Source organism: Chitinophagales bacterium, assembly GCA_019694975.1.
GTDB lineage: Bacteria > Bacteroidota > Bacteroidia > Chitinophagales > UBA10324 > JACCZZ01.
Window position 1 is genome coordinate 40,244 of the sequence record JAIBAY010000012.1, and the last position, 16,330, is coordinate 56,573.

The 16,330-nt window shown below is 41.3% G+C and carries 11 protein-coding genes; 6 read left to right on the forward strand and 5 right to left on the reverse strand.

All coding sequences use genetic code 11. From position 1 onward, the window contains the following. Positions 1–576 precede the first annotated feature (576 nt). Both K1X61_15880 and K1X61_15885 read left to right on the forward strand, forming a co-directional pair. The gene (locus K1X61_15880; GenBank protein MBX7110130.1) at positions 577–2,019 is read left to right on the forward strand and encodes a hypothetical protein; all 1,443 of its coding nucleotides are present in this window, start codon (positions 577–579) and stop codon (positions 2,017–2,019) included. Between the two features lie 52 nt (positions 2,020–2,071). Next, positions 2,072–4,375 carry a M4 family metallopeptidase gene (locus K1X61_15885; GenBank protein ID MBX7110131.1) on the forward strand — a complete coding sequence of 768 codons (2,304 nt, stop codon included), beginning with the start codon at positions 2,072–2,074 and terminating at the stop codon, positions 4,373–4,375. A gap of 216 nt (positions 4,376–4,591) precedes the next feature. Here K1X61_15885 and K1X61_15890 read toward each other — a convergent pair whose 3' ends face one another. From K1X61_15890 to K1X61_15900, 3 genes are all read right to left on the reverse strand, one after another. Next, positions 4,592–6,502, reverse strand: coding sequence for a hypothetical protein (locus tag K1X61_15890; protein MBX7110132.1), 1,911 nt, complete (start codon positions 6,500–6,502; stop codon positions 4,592–4,594). Between the two features lie 39 nt (positions 6,503–6,541). Then, positions 6,542–7,174, reverse strand: coding sequence for a response regulator transcription factor (locus K1X61_15895; GenBank protein MBX7110133.1), 633 nt, complete (start codon positions 7,172–7,174; stop codon positions 6,542–6,544). 129 nt (positions 7,175–7,303) lie between these two features. Further along, on the reverse strand, positions 7,304–8,497 hold the full coding sequence (locus K1X61_15900; GenBank protein MBX7110134.1) for a beta-lactamase family protein: 1,194 nt from the start codon (positions 8,495–8,497) through the stop codon (positions 7,304–7,306). A gap of 1,175 nt (positions 8,498–9,672) precedes the next feature. On the opposite strand from K1X61_15900, the gene K1X61_15905 reads away from it, so the two are divergent. Further along, complete coding sequence (locus tag K1X61_15905; protein ID MBX7110135.1) at positions 9,673–11,040, forward strand: T9SS type A sorting domain-containing protein; 1,368 nt, start codon at positions 9,673–9,675, stop codon at positions 11,038–11,040. Positions 11,041–12,037: 997 nt separating this feature from the next. On the opposite strand, the gene K1X61_15910 is transcribed toward K1X61_15905, so the two are convergent. Beyond that, complete coding sequence (locus tag K1X61_15910; GenBank protein MBX7110136.1) at positions 12,038–12,346, reverse strand: hypothetical protein; 309 nt, start codon at positions 12,344–12,346, stop codon at positions 12,038–12,040. A 280-nt stretch (positions 12,347–12,626) separates the two neighbouring features. Between K1X61_15910 and K1X61_15915 the strand changes: the two genes are divergently transcribed. Genes K1X61_15915 through K1X61_15925 form a run of 3 tightly spaced genes read left to right on the forward strand, consistent with a single transcriptional unit; the run spans position 12,627 to position 15,454 of the window. Next, positions 12,627–14,006, forward strand: coding sequence for an HAD-IB family phosphatase (locus K1X61_15915; GenBank protein MBX7110137.1), 1,380 nt, complete (start codon positions 12,627–12,629; stop codon positions 14,004–14,006). Positions 14,007–14,009: 3 nt separating this feature from the next. Further along, positions 14,010–15,182 carry a cation:proton antiporter gene (locus tag K1X61_15920; protein ID MBX7110138.1) on the forward strand — a complete coding sequence of 391 codons (1,173 nt, stop codon included), beginning with the start codon at positions 14,010–14,012 and terminating at the stop codon, positions 15,180–15,182. Between the two features lie 44 nt (positions 15,183–15,226). Next, positions 15,227–15,454, forward strand: coding sequence for a Na+/H+ antiporter NhaA (locus tag K1X61_15925; GenBank protein ID MBX7110139.1), 228 nt, complete (start codon positions 15,227–15,229; stop codon positions 15,452–15,454). Positions 15,455–15,730: 276 nt separating this feature from the next. Here the strand turns inward: K1X61_15925 and K1X61_15930 are convergent, their stop codons facing one another. After that, positions 15,731–16,318, reverse strand: coding sequence for a hypothetical protein (locus K1X61_15930; GenBank protein ID MBX7110140.1), 588 nt, complete (start codon positions 16,316–16,318; stop codon positions 15,731–15,733). Positions 16,319–16,330: the final 12 nt, after the last annotated feature.

Sequence of the window (16,330 nt, forward strand, 5' to 3'; positions counted from 1 at the left end):
GAGTTTCAAAGGTTTCGAACACCTTTGATTACAAATCCGGACTAACGAGAGAATATTCCGGTGCATCATTTTACGAACTGGTCAAGCCTTGTCAATTTCCAATAGCGCATGATGCAGCAATCCTGCATGGAAGGTGACCGTCAGTTTGAAGCGTTGGGCATTGAATTCCCCCGGGCCCTGCCGGCTCTCAGCACAAAGCTTTCATCAGAGATACGGCGGCGGTGTAACGCGCGATAAAAAGCATTCACTTCACTTACAAAACCGTTCCGAATGCGGCACAGGATAAAGCTCATCCTGAAATCCGGGGATTGAAAGAAATACCATATTCTTTTGACGAAGAAAAAGCCTGTTCAAAAGACATGTCTTTTTGCCTGAGTATACGTTGAGCTTTTCCATCTGAAGGAAAACACTGCTTGACATCTGCAGAACTACTATTTGCTTCAGTTTACAAAATTCGCAACCTCAACTGCTGCCCCCCCTATTTATGTAGGTGCATTCGCCTGCTAACCAGGCTTCTTTTGTGAACTGATTTTTTTCACAGAAAATAATCTCAAGCAAATCCTAAAACCTATTACCATGAAAAGCAAACCATTTTTTTCAATCTGCCTTTTCGCTTTACTGGTTCACTTCGCTGAAGCACAAACCTGGAATCTAGGCGGCAATGCACCCACGGCAACAAGCACACTTGGCAACACCACCAAACAAAACTTGAATCTTATTACCGACAACAAAGTGCGCGTGGCCATAAAAAAAACAGGCCAGGTTGGAATCGGAATAAACAGCCCGGCTGCTATACTGCATGTGGAACAGAACGGCCTGGCGGATGTGCTTATTAAATCAACCGCGGCCAGTTCGCATCTTATTATCGACCGTGCCGGCAATGGCTACGAAGCAATCACGCGCTATATGCAGACAGGAGTGCCGCAATGGAAAACAGGACTTATAGTAAATGCCAACGGTTCTCCGGACTATGTGATCGGCAATGAAATCACAGGGAGCAATGCACTATCAATTGCAGGAAGCAGCAACTTTGTAAACTTTCCGGCAGGATATGTTTCGCTTGGCGCTCCCGGCACAGATAACGTTGGAACGCTTACCCAAAGCAGCAACAATATGTATTTATCATCTTTTACACCTACAACGGCTTCAGGCGCCACACCGGGCAACATCATCATGGCCTATTCAGGCTTGTATGCGCATAAACCCGGCAATGTTGGCATAGGTACCGATGATGCCAGCCTGGCAAAGTTGGTGGTATCAGGAAACGTTGGAAAAACCACTGCCATTTTCGGACAAGGCTCTTCCGGAATTTCCATAGTACAGAATTATCCGGCTATCGGATTAAATGCTTACTACGCAACCAATACATGGAAATCTATGAGTACCGGATACTCAGCTCAAATCAGCCTGGATCCTGTATCCGGTAACCTGCTGTTTTATACCGGTTCGAATACGTTAGCGGCCAATCAAACAGTTTCGCAAACACTTCCTTTGTTTATTACCAATGACGGCAGGGTGATCATCAACGCACCGGAAATCAACAGCACCCTGGCAGTAAAGAAGGTAGCAAACGCTGATGATGCAGCCAGTTTCGAGGGTACTGAGGTATTCTCCCATTTTGCTTATGGTTTTGATGAAACCACTTTTATCCGGGGCGGTAAAGCAACTTCCAATGTGATCATTGCTGATATAGGCAACAACGTGGGAATCGGCACTGCCAATCCAAACTACAAGCTGGATGTGTGCGGCATAATACGGGGAAAGGAAGTAAGAGTGGAAGCGGGTTGGTGCGACTATGTTTTTGCAGATGATTATAAACTGCCGTCACTAAAGTATGTGGAAACCTTTATTAAGGAAAACAAGCACTTGCCTGATGTTACACCGGGAGCTGTTATTGAAAATGAAGGATTGGAATTAGGCAAAACCTCAGCTCAAATGATTAAGAAGATTGAGGAGCTTACCCTATACGTGATTGAATTGCAAAAGCAGGTGGATGAGTTAAAGAGTAATAAGAAATAGTTTCTTATCGAACATTGAAATTGTATTTGAAAAACAGCTCAACCTCATCGTCATGAAAAATGTAATAAATGAAAAAATAGTCCGGCGCATCGGACTGCTCACGATTTGTTGGATCGCAGGATTCCACAACAGCTCTGCTCAACCGGCAGCGAATAATACCTGGCACACCCTGGATAAGATTTGCAGGATACATGATGCCGGATCATTCCTGTTCTTCAGAGAAGAATTGAAGATCAATCCGCATAACATTTTTGAAACCTATAAAAGCAATTTTGGATTACAGCAAGAAGACGAAATGAATTTGTATCGTACTCAGGAGCATACTACTGCCGGCGTAACCATCTACCGGTATCAGCAATATCACAACGGCATTAAAGTGCACGGTGCAGTGATGAATATTTTTGAGAAAAATGGAAATGCTGAAAAGGCAAACGGACGCCTTATCAGAAATCTTGAAGACCGTGAACCGCTGCTAAGTGGAGAAGATGCGGTCCGGATCGCTTTGCAAAACATCGATCCGCAAGAGTACCAGTGGACAGATCCTGTGTTGGTTTCCCGGTTTTCTGCGAAAGAAAAACTGTCCGGTAAAAAGCTGGAACCAGATCCCAAACTGGTTTATATGTATCACAAAAAATCAGAACGGAAAGCATTTGATAATACTGCCTACGAATTGTGCTGGAGCGTAGAGCTCAACCTGAAACACGGCGCATCAAAAAATGTTTTTATCAGTGCAGCTACCGGACAACTGGTGAATGAATTACCGATCTCACTGAACTGCAACAACTGGGACTTTATTCTACCTTTCAATGGCGTGCAGCCGGTATTATTTTCATTAAATGGTAACTTATGCACGCCTTATGGTAATACAGATCAATTTATCTGCACAGATTATGCCGGAGACATTGAAATTCATACGGAAGATTACGACAACGACGGAGAGATCTGCTTTGACCATGGTTATTATTTTCCATTGCAATTGACCGGAGTTAAGGGTGATGGTGCCCAGGCACAATGGGGAATTCAAAAGGCTTTGGACTATTACTGGATGACCTTTGACTGGAGAAGCTATGATGACAACTACGCAGATCTTGATGTAAACGTGAATGTCAGCTTCTCCGATAACAATGGAAACAATGCTGCTTACGATGAAACCTGGGAAGATTTTGACTTTGGCTACGGTAATGATAAAAACAACGAATTCGATTCCTACACCTGCCTTGACATAGTGACCCATGAGTATACACATGGTGTGGATGATTATACTGCAGACCTGGATTATTCTGATGAGTCAGGAGCCTTAGATGAATCATATGCAGATATTATGGGTGAAATATTAGAAGCAGACCTTGAGCGGGATCCTTATGATTTTACCTTAGACGCAACTGACTTTGACTGGCTTGTGGGCGCAGATAAAAGCACCGGCTATATCAGGAGCATGAACTTTCCGTCACTTAAAAATGATCCTGATACTTACAAAGGAGGTTTCTGGTGCGACTACGAAAACAGTGCTTATAGCTGCACATCTGAAGATCACGGAGGTGTACATACCAACAGCGGGGTTCAGAATTTTATGTTTTATCTGTTGGCAACAGGTGGAATCGGAACCAATGATAATGGCACTCCATATAATGTAACTCCAATTGATATACACGATGCGGAAGACATCGCTTTTCTCTCTCACACTTATTTATGGGGCTCAGCAGAATACGGCGATGCACGGGATGCCTGGATACAGGCTGCCATTGATTTATTCGGTAACTGCAGCCAGCAGGCCATTTCTGTTGCCGAAGCATGGCGGGCAGTTGGAGTAGGGCTTGACGAGTATGGATACGATCTGAACCTGTGCAACTTTATTCCTGTGGGAACCTGGAGTGCCATCAATGACATCACTACCAACGGGACTGGTTGCAATCTGAATGCTATACCTGTCCTTGGAAACATTTACTTCGTGGCAGGCAACCAGATTATTTTCCAAGGAGGAACGATATTGAGTGCTATCGGCAGCAACATCATTGATGTTTTTGTCAATCCATGCAACCTTACCATACATGATAAGAACAGCAGCACCGGACCATTAATAACTTCGGGGGAATCCGTTAACGACAGCAGGGATGAAATAACCATCAGCGTCTATCCCAATCCGGCCAGTGACCGCATTACCGTAAAAATAGCCGGTGCAAACGCTCATACTGCGTTGAAAATCTATAACAGTATGATGCAACTGGTCAGGACAATTAATTTTTCTGATGGAACCGAAAATGAAATAGAAACAAATGATCTGACTTCCGGAATATATTTTATAGCCGCATCAGCAGGAGCACGATCGGATATTGCAAAGCTGGTGATCAGCAGGTAAATTCCGGTTGACAAATAGATTTCCAAACCGGCCCTGCACTTACGTGCGGGGCTTTTATTTATCCGGACTTCAGGAGGGTACATACCTGATTGTCGCTGACCGGAGCTGTCATGCCGAATTGATTTCGGCATCCCGGCTTAATCGAAAGATCCCGAAACAAGTTCGGGACCACAGCAATGATTATCCTTAAGCGACAATTTGGTAAGCACGCCTTCATTAATATCTCGGCATCATCAATTCAATACTTGTACCTTTTCCGGATTCGGAAATTATCCTAAGTATTCCCTTAATCTCTTCCGCCCGGTGTTGCATGTTGATCAGACCACCGCGATGTATTATTTCCTGCTGATTAAACCCCTTTCCGTTATCCGTAATTTTCAAACAGATATTTTTCTCATCAAAAGTGAGCGAGACACATGCTTTGGTACATGCTGAATATTTTGAAAGATTGTTTACTGCTTCCTTAAAAATGAGGTACAGGTTGTTTTTTACATCCATGGAAAGCTTCATGGTTGATTTTTCATCCGGAAAATCAAAAACATAGTCAATATTCTTTGCTTCCAGGATGGTGGTTGCATATTCCCTCATCCGGCTCATTACTTCTTCCATGGTATCGTTGCCGGGATTGATGTTCCAGATAATATCACTCATGCTGTCCAGCAAGCGCTGGCTGCGTTCATTTATTTTTTCCAGGGAAGCTTTGGTTTTTTCATCACCCGAAGCAGCAATATTTTTCTGAACAGTACGGCTGAGGATGTTGATACTGCTCAGGGTACTTCCGATATCATCATGCAAATCACGGCTCAACCGGTTGCGGATCAGCTCCATTTCCATTTTGCGTTTTAAACGGAAGCGGCTGATTAAAACACCAATCAAAGCCATTAATAACGCAGCTCCGAAAATCAGTGCGTTGCGGATTATTTTTTGATTTTTAATCTCCTGTTGCGCAACTGCATCTTTTTGTTCCTGCGCCTTCATGCGCTTTAATTCGTCCTCTTCATTTTCAAACTGCACTTTCATTTGCTCTATTTTTGCTTTCGTCTCTGCAAAGTTTATCCTCGCGACTTCTTCATTGTAAATATTGAGGCTGGTATATGCTTTTGTAAAATCTCCGGTCGCCGCATAATATTTATACCTCGACTTGTATAAATCCACTCTTGAAGTGCAGACATATCCGCAGGTGGTGTCTATTCTTAATCCTTCCCTTAGCGCAGCTTTTGCCCTTGCATATTCCCGCTTTTCCAGCAATACATTGACATAGTAAGAAATAGTCGAAAGGCGCAAGTCATTGCCATCTATCGTATTGCCAAGGGACGGACCGTTAAGTAGCTTCATATAATAGCTCACTGAATCAATATTTCCGTTTTGAGTTTTGTCGTACAAGTAGATCTGATACAGGGTATTTACTTTGATAAAGTCAATCTCAGAAAATAAAAACGGATACCGGTCCATAAACCAGTGGTAATAATAATTTAAGGAATCAGCATTCTGCAATGCATGGTAGCACATGAACAAATTCACTATGTTCTTGCTTTTTTCCGTCTCATTTGATCTTTCCAATGCTTTTTTGAAATATACAATGGCCTTATCATAATCGTTATAGCTCCCCATGTAAATATTTCCGATTCGTTTACTGGTGATACATTGGCCCAAGCTGTCGTTTTGTTGCTCAAATTCGCTGTACACGGTGAGCATATCAGGCAATGCGATCAAATACTCATCTATGTCGCAATAGTACCTCGCCCTAAGGTATTTAGCCCACGTTTTTACCCTTTTGTTTGCTGTTACATCCGCCAATATTTCTATTTGCCGCAGCACGTTTGCGGTGTAATTATTTCCATTTAAGTCGCAGGGAACAGACTGTGTCGCGACCAGGGCTGACGAATATGCAAGGCCCACCATCTGAGGATATTGGTTCGCAAGATCTTCATTGTTAAAATACCGTATTTCACGGATACAATAAGCCGTATCACTCAACATGCCTGCGTGATAAAAAATACTATCGCATCGTTGCATTACTTCGATACTGTCGAATAATTTCTTGCCGGTAGCATTAGTTTTTATCTGCGTGGAATTGTTACACCCAAACAATACGAATCCAAAACAGGAAATGAGAATATGCTTCAAAATTTTTGATTGTATGCTTCCGGCCATCACACTAACAAATTAGACAATTTTATTCTGAATTGCCTTGGCCACGGCTTCGCTTTTCGAATTGACATGAAGCTTGGAGTAGATATTCTTGATGTGAAAGCGCAATGTTTCAACGCTTACATTCATTTCGTTCGCCGCCATCTTATAGCTGTAACCACGCACGAGCAGTGACAGCGCATCGTGTTCCCGTGGGGTCAGCGCCTGCAATTCCGCTGCTTGCTGAAATGGTTTTGAGAAAAGCTTCAGCACCTGTTTTGCAATGGAAGGCGTCATCGGCGCGCCGCCGGAATGCGCTTCCCTGATGGCATCAATTATTTTTTCCGGAACTGTGCGTTTTAAAATATAACCGCTTGCGCCAAAGCAGACCGATTGAAATACACGTTCATTGTCATCAAATACCGTCAGCATCAGCACGGTTACTTCATTGCCTGCTGCCCGCAAATTGCGCAAGCCCTGCAATCCGTTTTCAACAGGCATGTCAATATCCATCAACACCACATCCGGCTGATGAAAGTTTACGTTTCTCACCACATTTTTGCAGTTGTTGTAAACCTCCACCAATTCCATTCCGTCGGTATTGCTGATCAGTTCGCTCAGGCTATCGATAAAGTCAAGGTTGTCCTCAAAAAGCAACACGCGTATCATTCAGGCTATTTAGTTGGATATAGATGGAGTGCGATGAAAATTTTTTTCGAAAGTAAAATAGTGAATAGGTCCTGAACTGATTCCCCCATATTTGGGTAGTATATTCATTTCCCTCATTTCAATAAGAAGTCAATTTCCTTTCCGGTCATAGGGAATATAATTTTCCCAATACCAGGGAGTAAAAGTGTCACCGATCGCAATTTCCAGTAATGATTTAAAAATGCTTTCAGCATTGTCACTATTGCTGAGTATTAGTATGGCTGTTCCCTGTTTTGGAAATAAAATGCAGTAATGCTGAAAACCATCTCCATGCCCTTCTTTGAAAGCACCTGCCCCATAGGGCGATTGCAATAAGCCCCAGCCCAAACCATAACTTAATTTTATAGCATCATTAGCTGTAGAATCCCGGAATTGCAATGGACCGAATTGCTGGATGCTCCGGATTCTTATCTGTGGTGTAAACATTTCCTTCGTTGCGGAAGGTTTTAGCAAGCTGTTATTCAGAACGGCCTGCACAAACAAAGTATAATCATCCAGCGTAGTTTCCAGCGTGCTGGCGGAACGTGCATCATTGTCCTTGTCTTTTTCATACAATTCACCTGCAGCGCTATGGCCCACACAATAATCCTTTTCAAATTCAGGTTGCCAGGTGTAAGAAGAGTTGTTCATGCCCAATGGTTTAAAAACCCTTTCGTGCATCATTTCATCCAGTGATTTGCCCAGCAAATACTCAAGCACTACCTGCAGGTACACGAGTCCTTCTCCTGAATAACTATATCTTGAACCAGGTGTAAAATCTACTCTTAGTTTTTCATCAGGTTCATACCATCGCCAATTGGGAAAACCGGATGTATGATCGAGACACATCCGTGCAGTAATCCTTTGGTACAACGTATCATTTCTCAGGCTGCTGTAGTCGTCATGCCATTTCTTTGATGGTGTGTATTCATAAATTGGTTTTGGCAGATAATCCTGCAATGGCTTATCCAGATCAAGAACGCCCTCTTCCACCAATTGCATCACCATCACTGCAAACACCGGTTTACTAAGGGAAGCTCCGTATATGTTTGTACTGCCTTTTATCGGTTCCTTTGTATCCAGCCGTTTGTAGCCATAAGTCTTTTTATAGACAGGTTTATTGTTGTTAAAAATACTGATGGCCAATCCCTGAACATTGGCGGCCTTCATCAGGGATTGAATCGAATCGTCTAATGCAGCAAAGGATATTTTGCTTTTATCAAGCCGTTTAATGATTTGCGCATGGATGGCAGAATGTATTACAGTGCAGCAGAAAAGCAATAAGACTGTTTTTTGTATGCGCATATTTTTCGTTTTCAATGTTTGGATTGAAGCAATTTTGGATTTCGATGAAGTAATCACTAAACAAAAACCGGTTTGGAAGGTAATAAAAGAATGAGGAGATGAAAGAATAACGATATTGGAACAGTTGAACTCCTGACAAAAAAGCCGTGTCCCTTTTGGTAACATGGCTTCTGAAAAAAAGGAAATGCAGACTACAGGTTATTCATTACTTTCTGCTCACGATGGCGGTTTTACTGTTTTGAAAATTTCAAACCTGCACTGATACCCTGTGCTTCCAATTCCATAACAAAGTAATTCACTGTTGGTCGGGATTTGTAGTCACTACTGTTCGAAACATGCTTAAAAGCTTGCCGGGCATACGTTACAGACAATCTGCTTTAGCGTTTTTCATACTGAAAATGCAATGGGTTACAATTGGCACCATGCTTTTCCTGCGGGGAGAATAGTTTATGACTATTTGAGATAGAATTTTATGTTCACTTTTCCCGATAGAAATATGAATGAAAGTTAATCCAGTTATAGGCTCTGAAGGTTTCGAAACCTTTGATTACAAATCCGGACTAACGAGAGCTTTTTTTATTGGTAATGGTAGTTCCAATACGCAATTCATAATTTTCAATATTCTGTGCTTTTCCGCATTTCATTAATAAAATATTTTATCATAAATCATTCATGTAAATGATTTTTATCATTGCAAGACCATAGCAACTTCAAGTAACTTTGGTGAAAATTAGGATGATACTAAAAATTAAACCGTAATCTATGCAGAACGAATTCTCACTGCGAATCCTGTTTGTATTACGCTCTTTTTTGGTCTTTGCATTACTATTCCTAGCAGCATCTTATGTTTTTGCTCAGGAGATGCGCTCATATGAAGGCGAAAAGACAACCTGCAAAATCCAGGTCATGTGAATTGTATCTGCGCTATCGGAACATTGGGCAGGAAATAAATAATATTAAAATGAAACCGTATTCATTTCCGCTTGCTAAGTTTTTTGTTCAGCAAAAGAAGGACAAGCCGTATTTTATTTCACATGCAGCGCAGGAAATTTCTTATGTCAATACATATCTGAAAAAAATCTATCCGCAGAAGTCAATTCATGGTCAACACCTCTGCAAAGTGAAGCTTTTAACAAAACATATCTTAATTCACCAATACCAAAAACATGAGCATCATGAAAACGATATATTTTTTACTCGCATTTCTGCTCCTCTCCTTCACCAAAACCTATGGGCAGGATGAATGGACCACCACCAATTTGTCTGATTTCAGATACCAGATGGGATCCACCACGCTCGGAACAAAAGTATATTTCGGCGGGGGCGCCATCGGAGCCGGAACTTCCAATCTGGTTGACATCTATGATACCAAAAGCCAATTATGGACGTCCGATTATTTTGATATAGACCGAAGCTTTCCTGCTGCAATAAGCTGCGGCAGCAAAGTGCTCTTTGCCGGAGGAATCAATAGCAGTGGCGCAACCACCACCACTGTAGATATTTTCGATACAGTTACACAACAGTGGAGTAGTGCTCAGCTGGTACAAGCCAGGTTCAGCATCGGTGCAGTGAGCAAGGGAAATAGGGTGTTATTTGCCGGCGGTGGAGATATTTCAATGGAGAAAGAATACGCTGTAGTGGATATCTACAACACGGAAACAAACATATGGACAATCGGTCTGCTTTCCGAAGCGAGAGCAGGTATGGGCACCACCGTCATTGGTGAACTGGCCATCTTTGCCGGCGGATTTAAGTTTTCGACCGGAACGGTTACCGATAAAATTGATATTTACAATTTCAGCACTGGTACCTGGTCTACAGCAACGTTATCTGAACCACGGTTTTTCATTGGCGCGGTCACGGTTGGAAACAAAGCTCTGTTTGCAGGCGGTGCGGATGAAAATGGGGTACCAAGTAAAAGAGTAGATATCTATGATCTTACCACTGATACGTGGTCAATTGATTCCCTTTCAGTGGCAAGAGCGTTTTATGAAAATGAAAATGCAGCTTCCGTTTGCGGCAAAGCCTACTTCGTAGGCGGAATGACTGTTGAAACAGAAAACTACACATTTACCGGCGATTATAATGTAATTGACATCTATGATGAAATGAGCGGCAACTGGTCAACGCAATCACTGCCTTACAATCTTTTCGAACATTCAGTGGTATCCGAAGGAAACCACCTGTTAATTGCAGGAGGCGGAACACTTACAGGTGAGTATATCCAATTGCATGCACAGGTAAACATACTTACCTGTACTTCAGTAGGTATTGAAGAAGTAGCCATACCATTTGTCGCAGTAACCCTTTACCCGAACCCTGCCAGTGACCACATTACTTTCAATCTTGCCAACATTGCATCAGCAAAAGCAGAACTCTTTATCTACAACTCTTGCGGCGTATTGCTCCAACAAATACCCGTATCCCATTTCACCCAACTCCAGCTTCCTGTTGATGAAATCGGCAGTGATGGAATGTATTTCTACACTGTGAGAACAAGTGATCAGCAATTCTTTGCAGGGAAATTTACTATTCAACGATAAACCATCATTATCATCGCCATATAAAAAATCAATAGTATTCAACTTCAGTCAGGCATGCGGCTGGTGTACGCGTATTTCGTGTGCCCTTGAAAGAATAGTTCTGAAATAAGTCTACAGTCGCTCTCCACACTGGTGCCCCCGCTGGTGCGCGCGTTTCCCTCCGTTGGTTGGGATTTGTAATTATAAGTGTTCGAAACATTGTGTGACGAGAGTAGTAAAAAAAATGTCATGCTGAGCGGAGTCGAAGCATGGCATTTTTCTGAAGAACTGACCACAAAAGCAATGTCGCACTTCGACTGAGTTTATACTGAGCGTTGTCGAAGTGCTGCTAATGACACATTGTCTTATCAATTGGTTTTTAGCATGTTATAAAAATGCTCAGTTTGAATTTATTTTCCTGTCACTTTTTTTTAGAAAAAAAGTAACCAAAAAAAGCGCGATTGCCAAACGGCTCCGCCCGGCAATCGCTGGCTCGCGCACGGCTTCGATTTGACATCCTGCACGTTTGTAAAGTGTTTCGACGATTTTCAGTTATTCAATTGAAAAATCTATCAAAGCTTTAATGCTAGGAAAGTGTCATTGCTAAAGAACTCGATTTGCAAAATAGTTTGCGCTCAGCGTGACATTGCTTTTGTTTCCCTCTAATGGCTGTCTTCTGTGTAAACCTCAAACTTGAATTTCTTTGATTTGTTAAGCAGAGCTGAAAACCAGTAAGGTTTCGAACACTAGTGATTTGTAATCACAGGTGTTCGAAACATGCTCAAAAGCTCGCCGGGCATACGTTACAGACAATCTGCTTTAGAGATTTTTATACTGAAAATGCAATGGGTTACAATTGGCACCATGCTTTTCCTGAGGGGAGAATAGTTTATGACTACTTGAGATAGAATTTTATGTTCACTTTTCCCGATAGAAATATGAATGAAAGTTAATCCAGTTATAGGCTCTGAAGGTTTCGAAACCTTTGATTACAAATCCGGACTAACGAGAGCCATGGCTATGGAAATACAGCAGTGCCATTGATTACAGCAGAGGTAAAAGACTTTTGGAGATCGATTTCTTTTGAAAGAGTTCTTAATGATACGCGTGAAACGCGCGCACCAGCGAGGGGAATCCAAGCACTTTCTGAAGAAGATATAAGACGGAAGACGGAAGACAAAATCAAAGGTTGACAGTTTACAATCTGCAGTTTATAGTTTGCAAAAAGAGAATACTGAGATGAAAATTCAGCTTGCGCCCCTCCAATCCGCAATCGTAAATCCGCAATCCGCAATGACGTCTGGTTTTGCCAAGCTTCAAACATCAAACCCAAAATAATTCTCGGTCAAAACATCCCCAACCCATTGATTAGCTGCAACTGCAAAGCGACAGTGCTATTATCAAACTTTGGGGCGGACAACAACCGACAATAGAAACTTCGGCAAAGCCGTTTGGCTATCCTTCGTAAAAGCAAAAGAGAAGCAAAGCCACGCAAAAAGCCAACGCATTTTTGCTTCACATTGGCTTTTGTCCCATGCACAAATACCGTTTTTCATAACGGCATGACGGCTCAAAAAGTTAACTTTGACAATAACGAAAAAAGATAAATGATTACTGTAATTATACCCACACTTAACGAAGAAGAAAACATTGCCAGTGTTGTGACCTTTGCAAAAGGGCAACCGCATGTAACAGAGGTAATTGTGGTGGACGACAAATCGCTTGATAAGACAGTTTCCATTGCACAGGAAAACGGAGCAAAGGTTATCACCAGTACCAAATTAGGCAAAGGTGCATCTATGAAAGATGGAATTTTGTGTGCAACAAATGACATCATTGCTTTTCTTGATGGCGATATTGATCCCTATCCGCACTACACCATTAAATTATTGACTGACCCCATCTTGCAAGGTGAAGTTGATTTTGTAAAATCCTCATTCAATCGCAATGCTGGTAGGGTAACAGAACTTGTGGCAAAACCACTTCTCAGCATTTTCTTCCCTGACTTACTTCGGTTTAGTCAACCTTTAAGCGGAATGATTGCAGGAAAAAAATCACACTTTCTGCAATTAGATTTCAGAGACGATTACGGTGTGGACATAGGCATACTGATAGACATGCACCTTATGAATGCACGAATGAGAGAAATAGAAATCGGGTATCTTGAAAACAAAAGCAAACCTTGGCAAGCTCTTGGTAAAATGAGTAAAGAAGTAGCACAGACGATTATTCTTAAAGCTGCTTCCTCAAAAAATCCCCATTACAATTTTGAAGAACTTGGAGTGTTGAATGAAATCCGTTCGCAAATGGATTTTGCTTTGGACAGCCAACTAAACACACTTGACAAGTTAATTGTGTTTGACATGGACAATACACTTTTGAAAGGAAGATTTATAGATACTTGTGCCGATACATTCAGTTTCAAAAATGAATTGATGAACATTCGTTCATCCGAAACGGATGTAATCATTCTTACTAAGCGAATAGCTACTTTGCTAAAAGGCAAAACGATAAGTGAACTCATCGGAATAGCTGACTGTATTCCGGTTATTAAAGGCACAAAAGAAATTATTGCAGAACTAAAGAAGCGAGGTTACATCGTCGGAATAATTTCTGACAGTTATGATTGCATCACCAACCATATCAAAAATAAGTTGGGTATGGATTTTTCCCTATCTAATGAACTGGAATTCTCAAAAAGCATCAGCACAGGCGAAGTCAAAATTCCATCCTTTTTTTTCAGCCATCCAGAAAGTTTGTGCAAACACACACTGTGCAAAACAAATGCTATGCTTAATGTCCTAAACAAATACCAAATCAAACGAGAAAACACAATCACAATTGGCGACAGCATGAACGACCTTTGCATGATAAAAGAGGCAGGACTTGGAATAGCGTTTTGTTCCAAAGACGAATTGGTAAACCATCATGCCGACATTGTAATTCACGAGCCAAGTTTTTCCGAACTATTAACCCTTGCTAAATAACGAATGACCACAACCATCATTATCACTATTTGTGTGCTTCTGCTTTTAGCATATGTTTTTGACATTAGTTCGGCGCTTACAAAAATTCCTTCGGTAATACTTTTGTTGCTGTTAGGTTGGGCTGTAAAACAAACGGTGGATTTGTTCAACATTCATATTCCTGACCTTAATCCACTTTTACCAATACTCGGAACTATTGGTTTAATCCTAATCGTGTTGGAAGGTTCATTAGAACTTGAACTCAATAAATCCAAACTCTCTGTAATTAAAAAATCATTGCTCAATGCACTCATTCCAATGTTTGTTTTGGCATTTATTTTTGCGTTTGCATTTCATTACTTAGGGCATGTTTCCTATAAAATGGCTTTGGTAAATGCAATTCCATTTTGCGTAATCAGTAGTGCTATTGCTATCCCAAGCGTCAGAAATCTTTCTGCTTTCAACAAAGAGTTTATTATTTACGAAAGCAGTTTGTCGGATATTTTCGGTGTGCTGTTCTTCAATTTCATTGCTCTAAATCAAATAATAAATGCACAATCCTTTGGAAACTTTGCTTTACAGTTTCTTCTCATAATTGTCATTTCATTCGTAGCTGTTTTAGGTCTTTCGTTTTTATTAAGCCGCATTAAGCATCACATTACCTTCACACCGATTATTCTAATTGTCATTCTAATTTATGCGGTTTCAAAAGTGTATCATTTGCCTGGCTTAATCTTCATTCTTATTTTTGGCTTATTCCTTGGCAACCTTGACGAGCTGAAACGGTTTAACTGGATAGAAAAATTACGACCTGAAAAATTAGATAAAGAAGTAAAGAAGTTCAAGGAGATTACAACAGAAGCTACATTTCTTATTCGGTCATTGTTTTTTCTTCTATTTGGTTTTCTGATGGAGGCCAAAGAAATTTTAAATCCTGAAACAATTCCTTGGGCAGCAGGAATTGTTCTATCTATTATTTTAGTTAGATGGATTGCACTTAAATTTTCAAAACTTCCTTCATCGCCTCTGTTATTTGTTGCACCGAGAGGGTTAATTAGCATACTTCTTTTCTTGGCTATACTTCCCGAGCAAAGTATTTCAATCGCAAATAAATCACTCATCATACAAGCAATTATTCTCTCCGTTTTGGTGATGATGCTAGGACTAATGACAACTAAGAAAAATGAAACTAACTAAGCTATTTACCGGATTTTTTTGAAAGCGAAAAAGCGGGAGGCATTTTGTTGATTGGTTGCACAGCCATTTCACTTTTACGTGCAAACTTTTATCTCAAGGACAACTACATTCAGTTGTGGGACTTTCAAATTGGCGGACACAGTTCAACATATTGGATAAATGACGGACTAATGAAGGTTTTCTTTTTACTCCGTTGGTCGGGATTTGTAGTCACTACTGTTCGAAACATGCTCAAAAGCTTGCCGGGCATACGTTGCAGACAATCTGCTTAAGAGATTTTTATACTGAAAATGCAATGGGTTACAATTGGCACCATGCTTTTTCTGAGGGGATAATAGTTGATGACTATTTGAGATAGAATTTTATGTTCACTTTTCCCGATAGAAATATGAATGAAAGTTAAGCCAGTTATGGGTTCTGGAGGTTTCGAACACCTGTGATTACCAATCCGGACTAACGGGAGAAACTGTGGAAGTATGGAATGAACATTCACTCATTCGCCGCTCTACATGCTTGTCTGCAAACGACCGAGTCCGGAAAGCTAACAATCACTGCAGTTTGGTAATAATCACATCCTTGAAAGTCCACATACCATCTGAATTGAAATTTGATTCAAGGGTGAGCAGGCTCATGTTCATTCCGTTGGTAATGGGAGGTATATAAAAATCGAGACTCTGGAAAACAGGTACCATAGCAATAAAGTGTGCCTGGGTGTCGCTGCTGCCTATTCTCCACTGCCCAGATTTACCAGGAGAGAAGCCGACACTCACACGGAACTGCACGGTGAAGGAATCCCCGTTTTTTACATTCGTAAGCCATAATTCCATTTTACCGCTGAAACCAGTACCTCCCCAGGGAAAATCAATAACGGGTTCAGTAGGAAAAAAACTGTTGCAGCCTGCAGCGGTAAGGTATCCTTTGCTGGTATCAATTGTTTTTGCTGCAGACAACGTCAGGTAGGGCTGAACAAACTTATACGTTCCTCCTGCCGTGGCAACCAGCTGTTTTAATTGCGCCGATGTATACTTTTCAGGTAAATCAACATCGGTTTGCAGATCGCGTACTACAGGATTATTAAGTGAAATAAGCTTCATGGCCTTTACACTTCTCAGATGGGTTGCTGCTGGCTTTTTCATTGCGAAGAATTT

Bases quoted from the DNA above. Each gene is read 5' to 3' on its own strand.
- K1X61_15880 (MBX7110130.1), top strand. From the start codon at position 577: ATGAAAAGCAAACCATTTTTTTCAATCTGCCTTTTCGCTTTACTGGTT.
- K1X61_15885 (MBX7110131.1), top strand. From the start codon at position 2,072: ATGAAAAATGTAATAAATGAAAAAATAGTCCGGCGCATCGGACTGCTC.
- K1X61_15895 (MBX7110133.1), bottom strand. From the start codon at position 7,174: ATGATACGCGTGTTGCTTTTTGAGGACAACCTTGACTTTATCGATAGC.
- K1X61_15900 (MBX7110134.1), bottom strand. From the start codon at position 8,497: ATGCGCATACAAAAAACAGTCTTATTGCTTTTCTGCTGCACTGTAATA.
- K1X61_15905 (MBX7110135.1), top strand. From the start codon at position 9,673: ATGAAAACGATATATTTTTTACTCGCATTTCTGCTCCTCTCCTTCACC.
- K1X61_15915 (MBX7110137.1), top strand. From the start codon at position 12,627: ATGATTACTGTAATTATACCCACACTTAACGAAGAAGAAAACATTGCC.
- K1X61_15920 (MBX7110138.1), top strand. From the start codon at position 14,010: ATGACCACAACCATCATTATCACTATTTGTGTGCTTCTGCTTTTAGCA.
- K1X61_15930 (MBX7110140.1), bottom strand. From the start codon at position 16,318: ATGAAAAAGCCAGCAGCAACCCATCTGAGAAGTGTAAAGGCCATGAAG.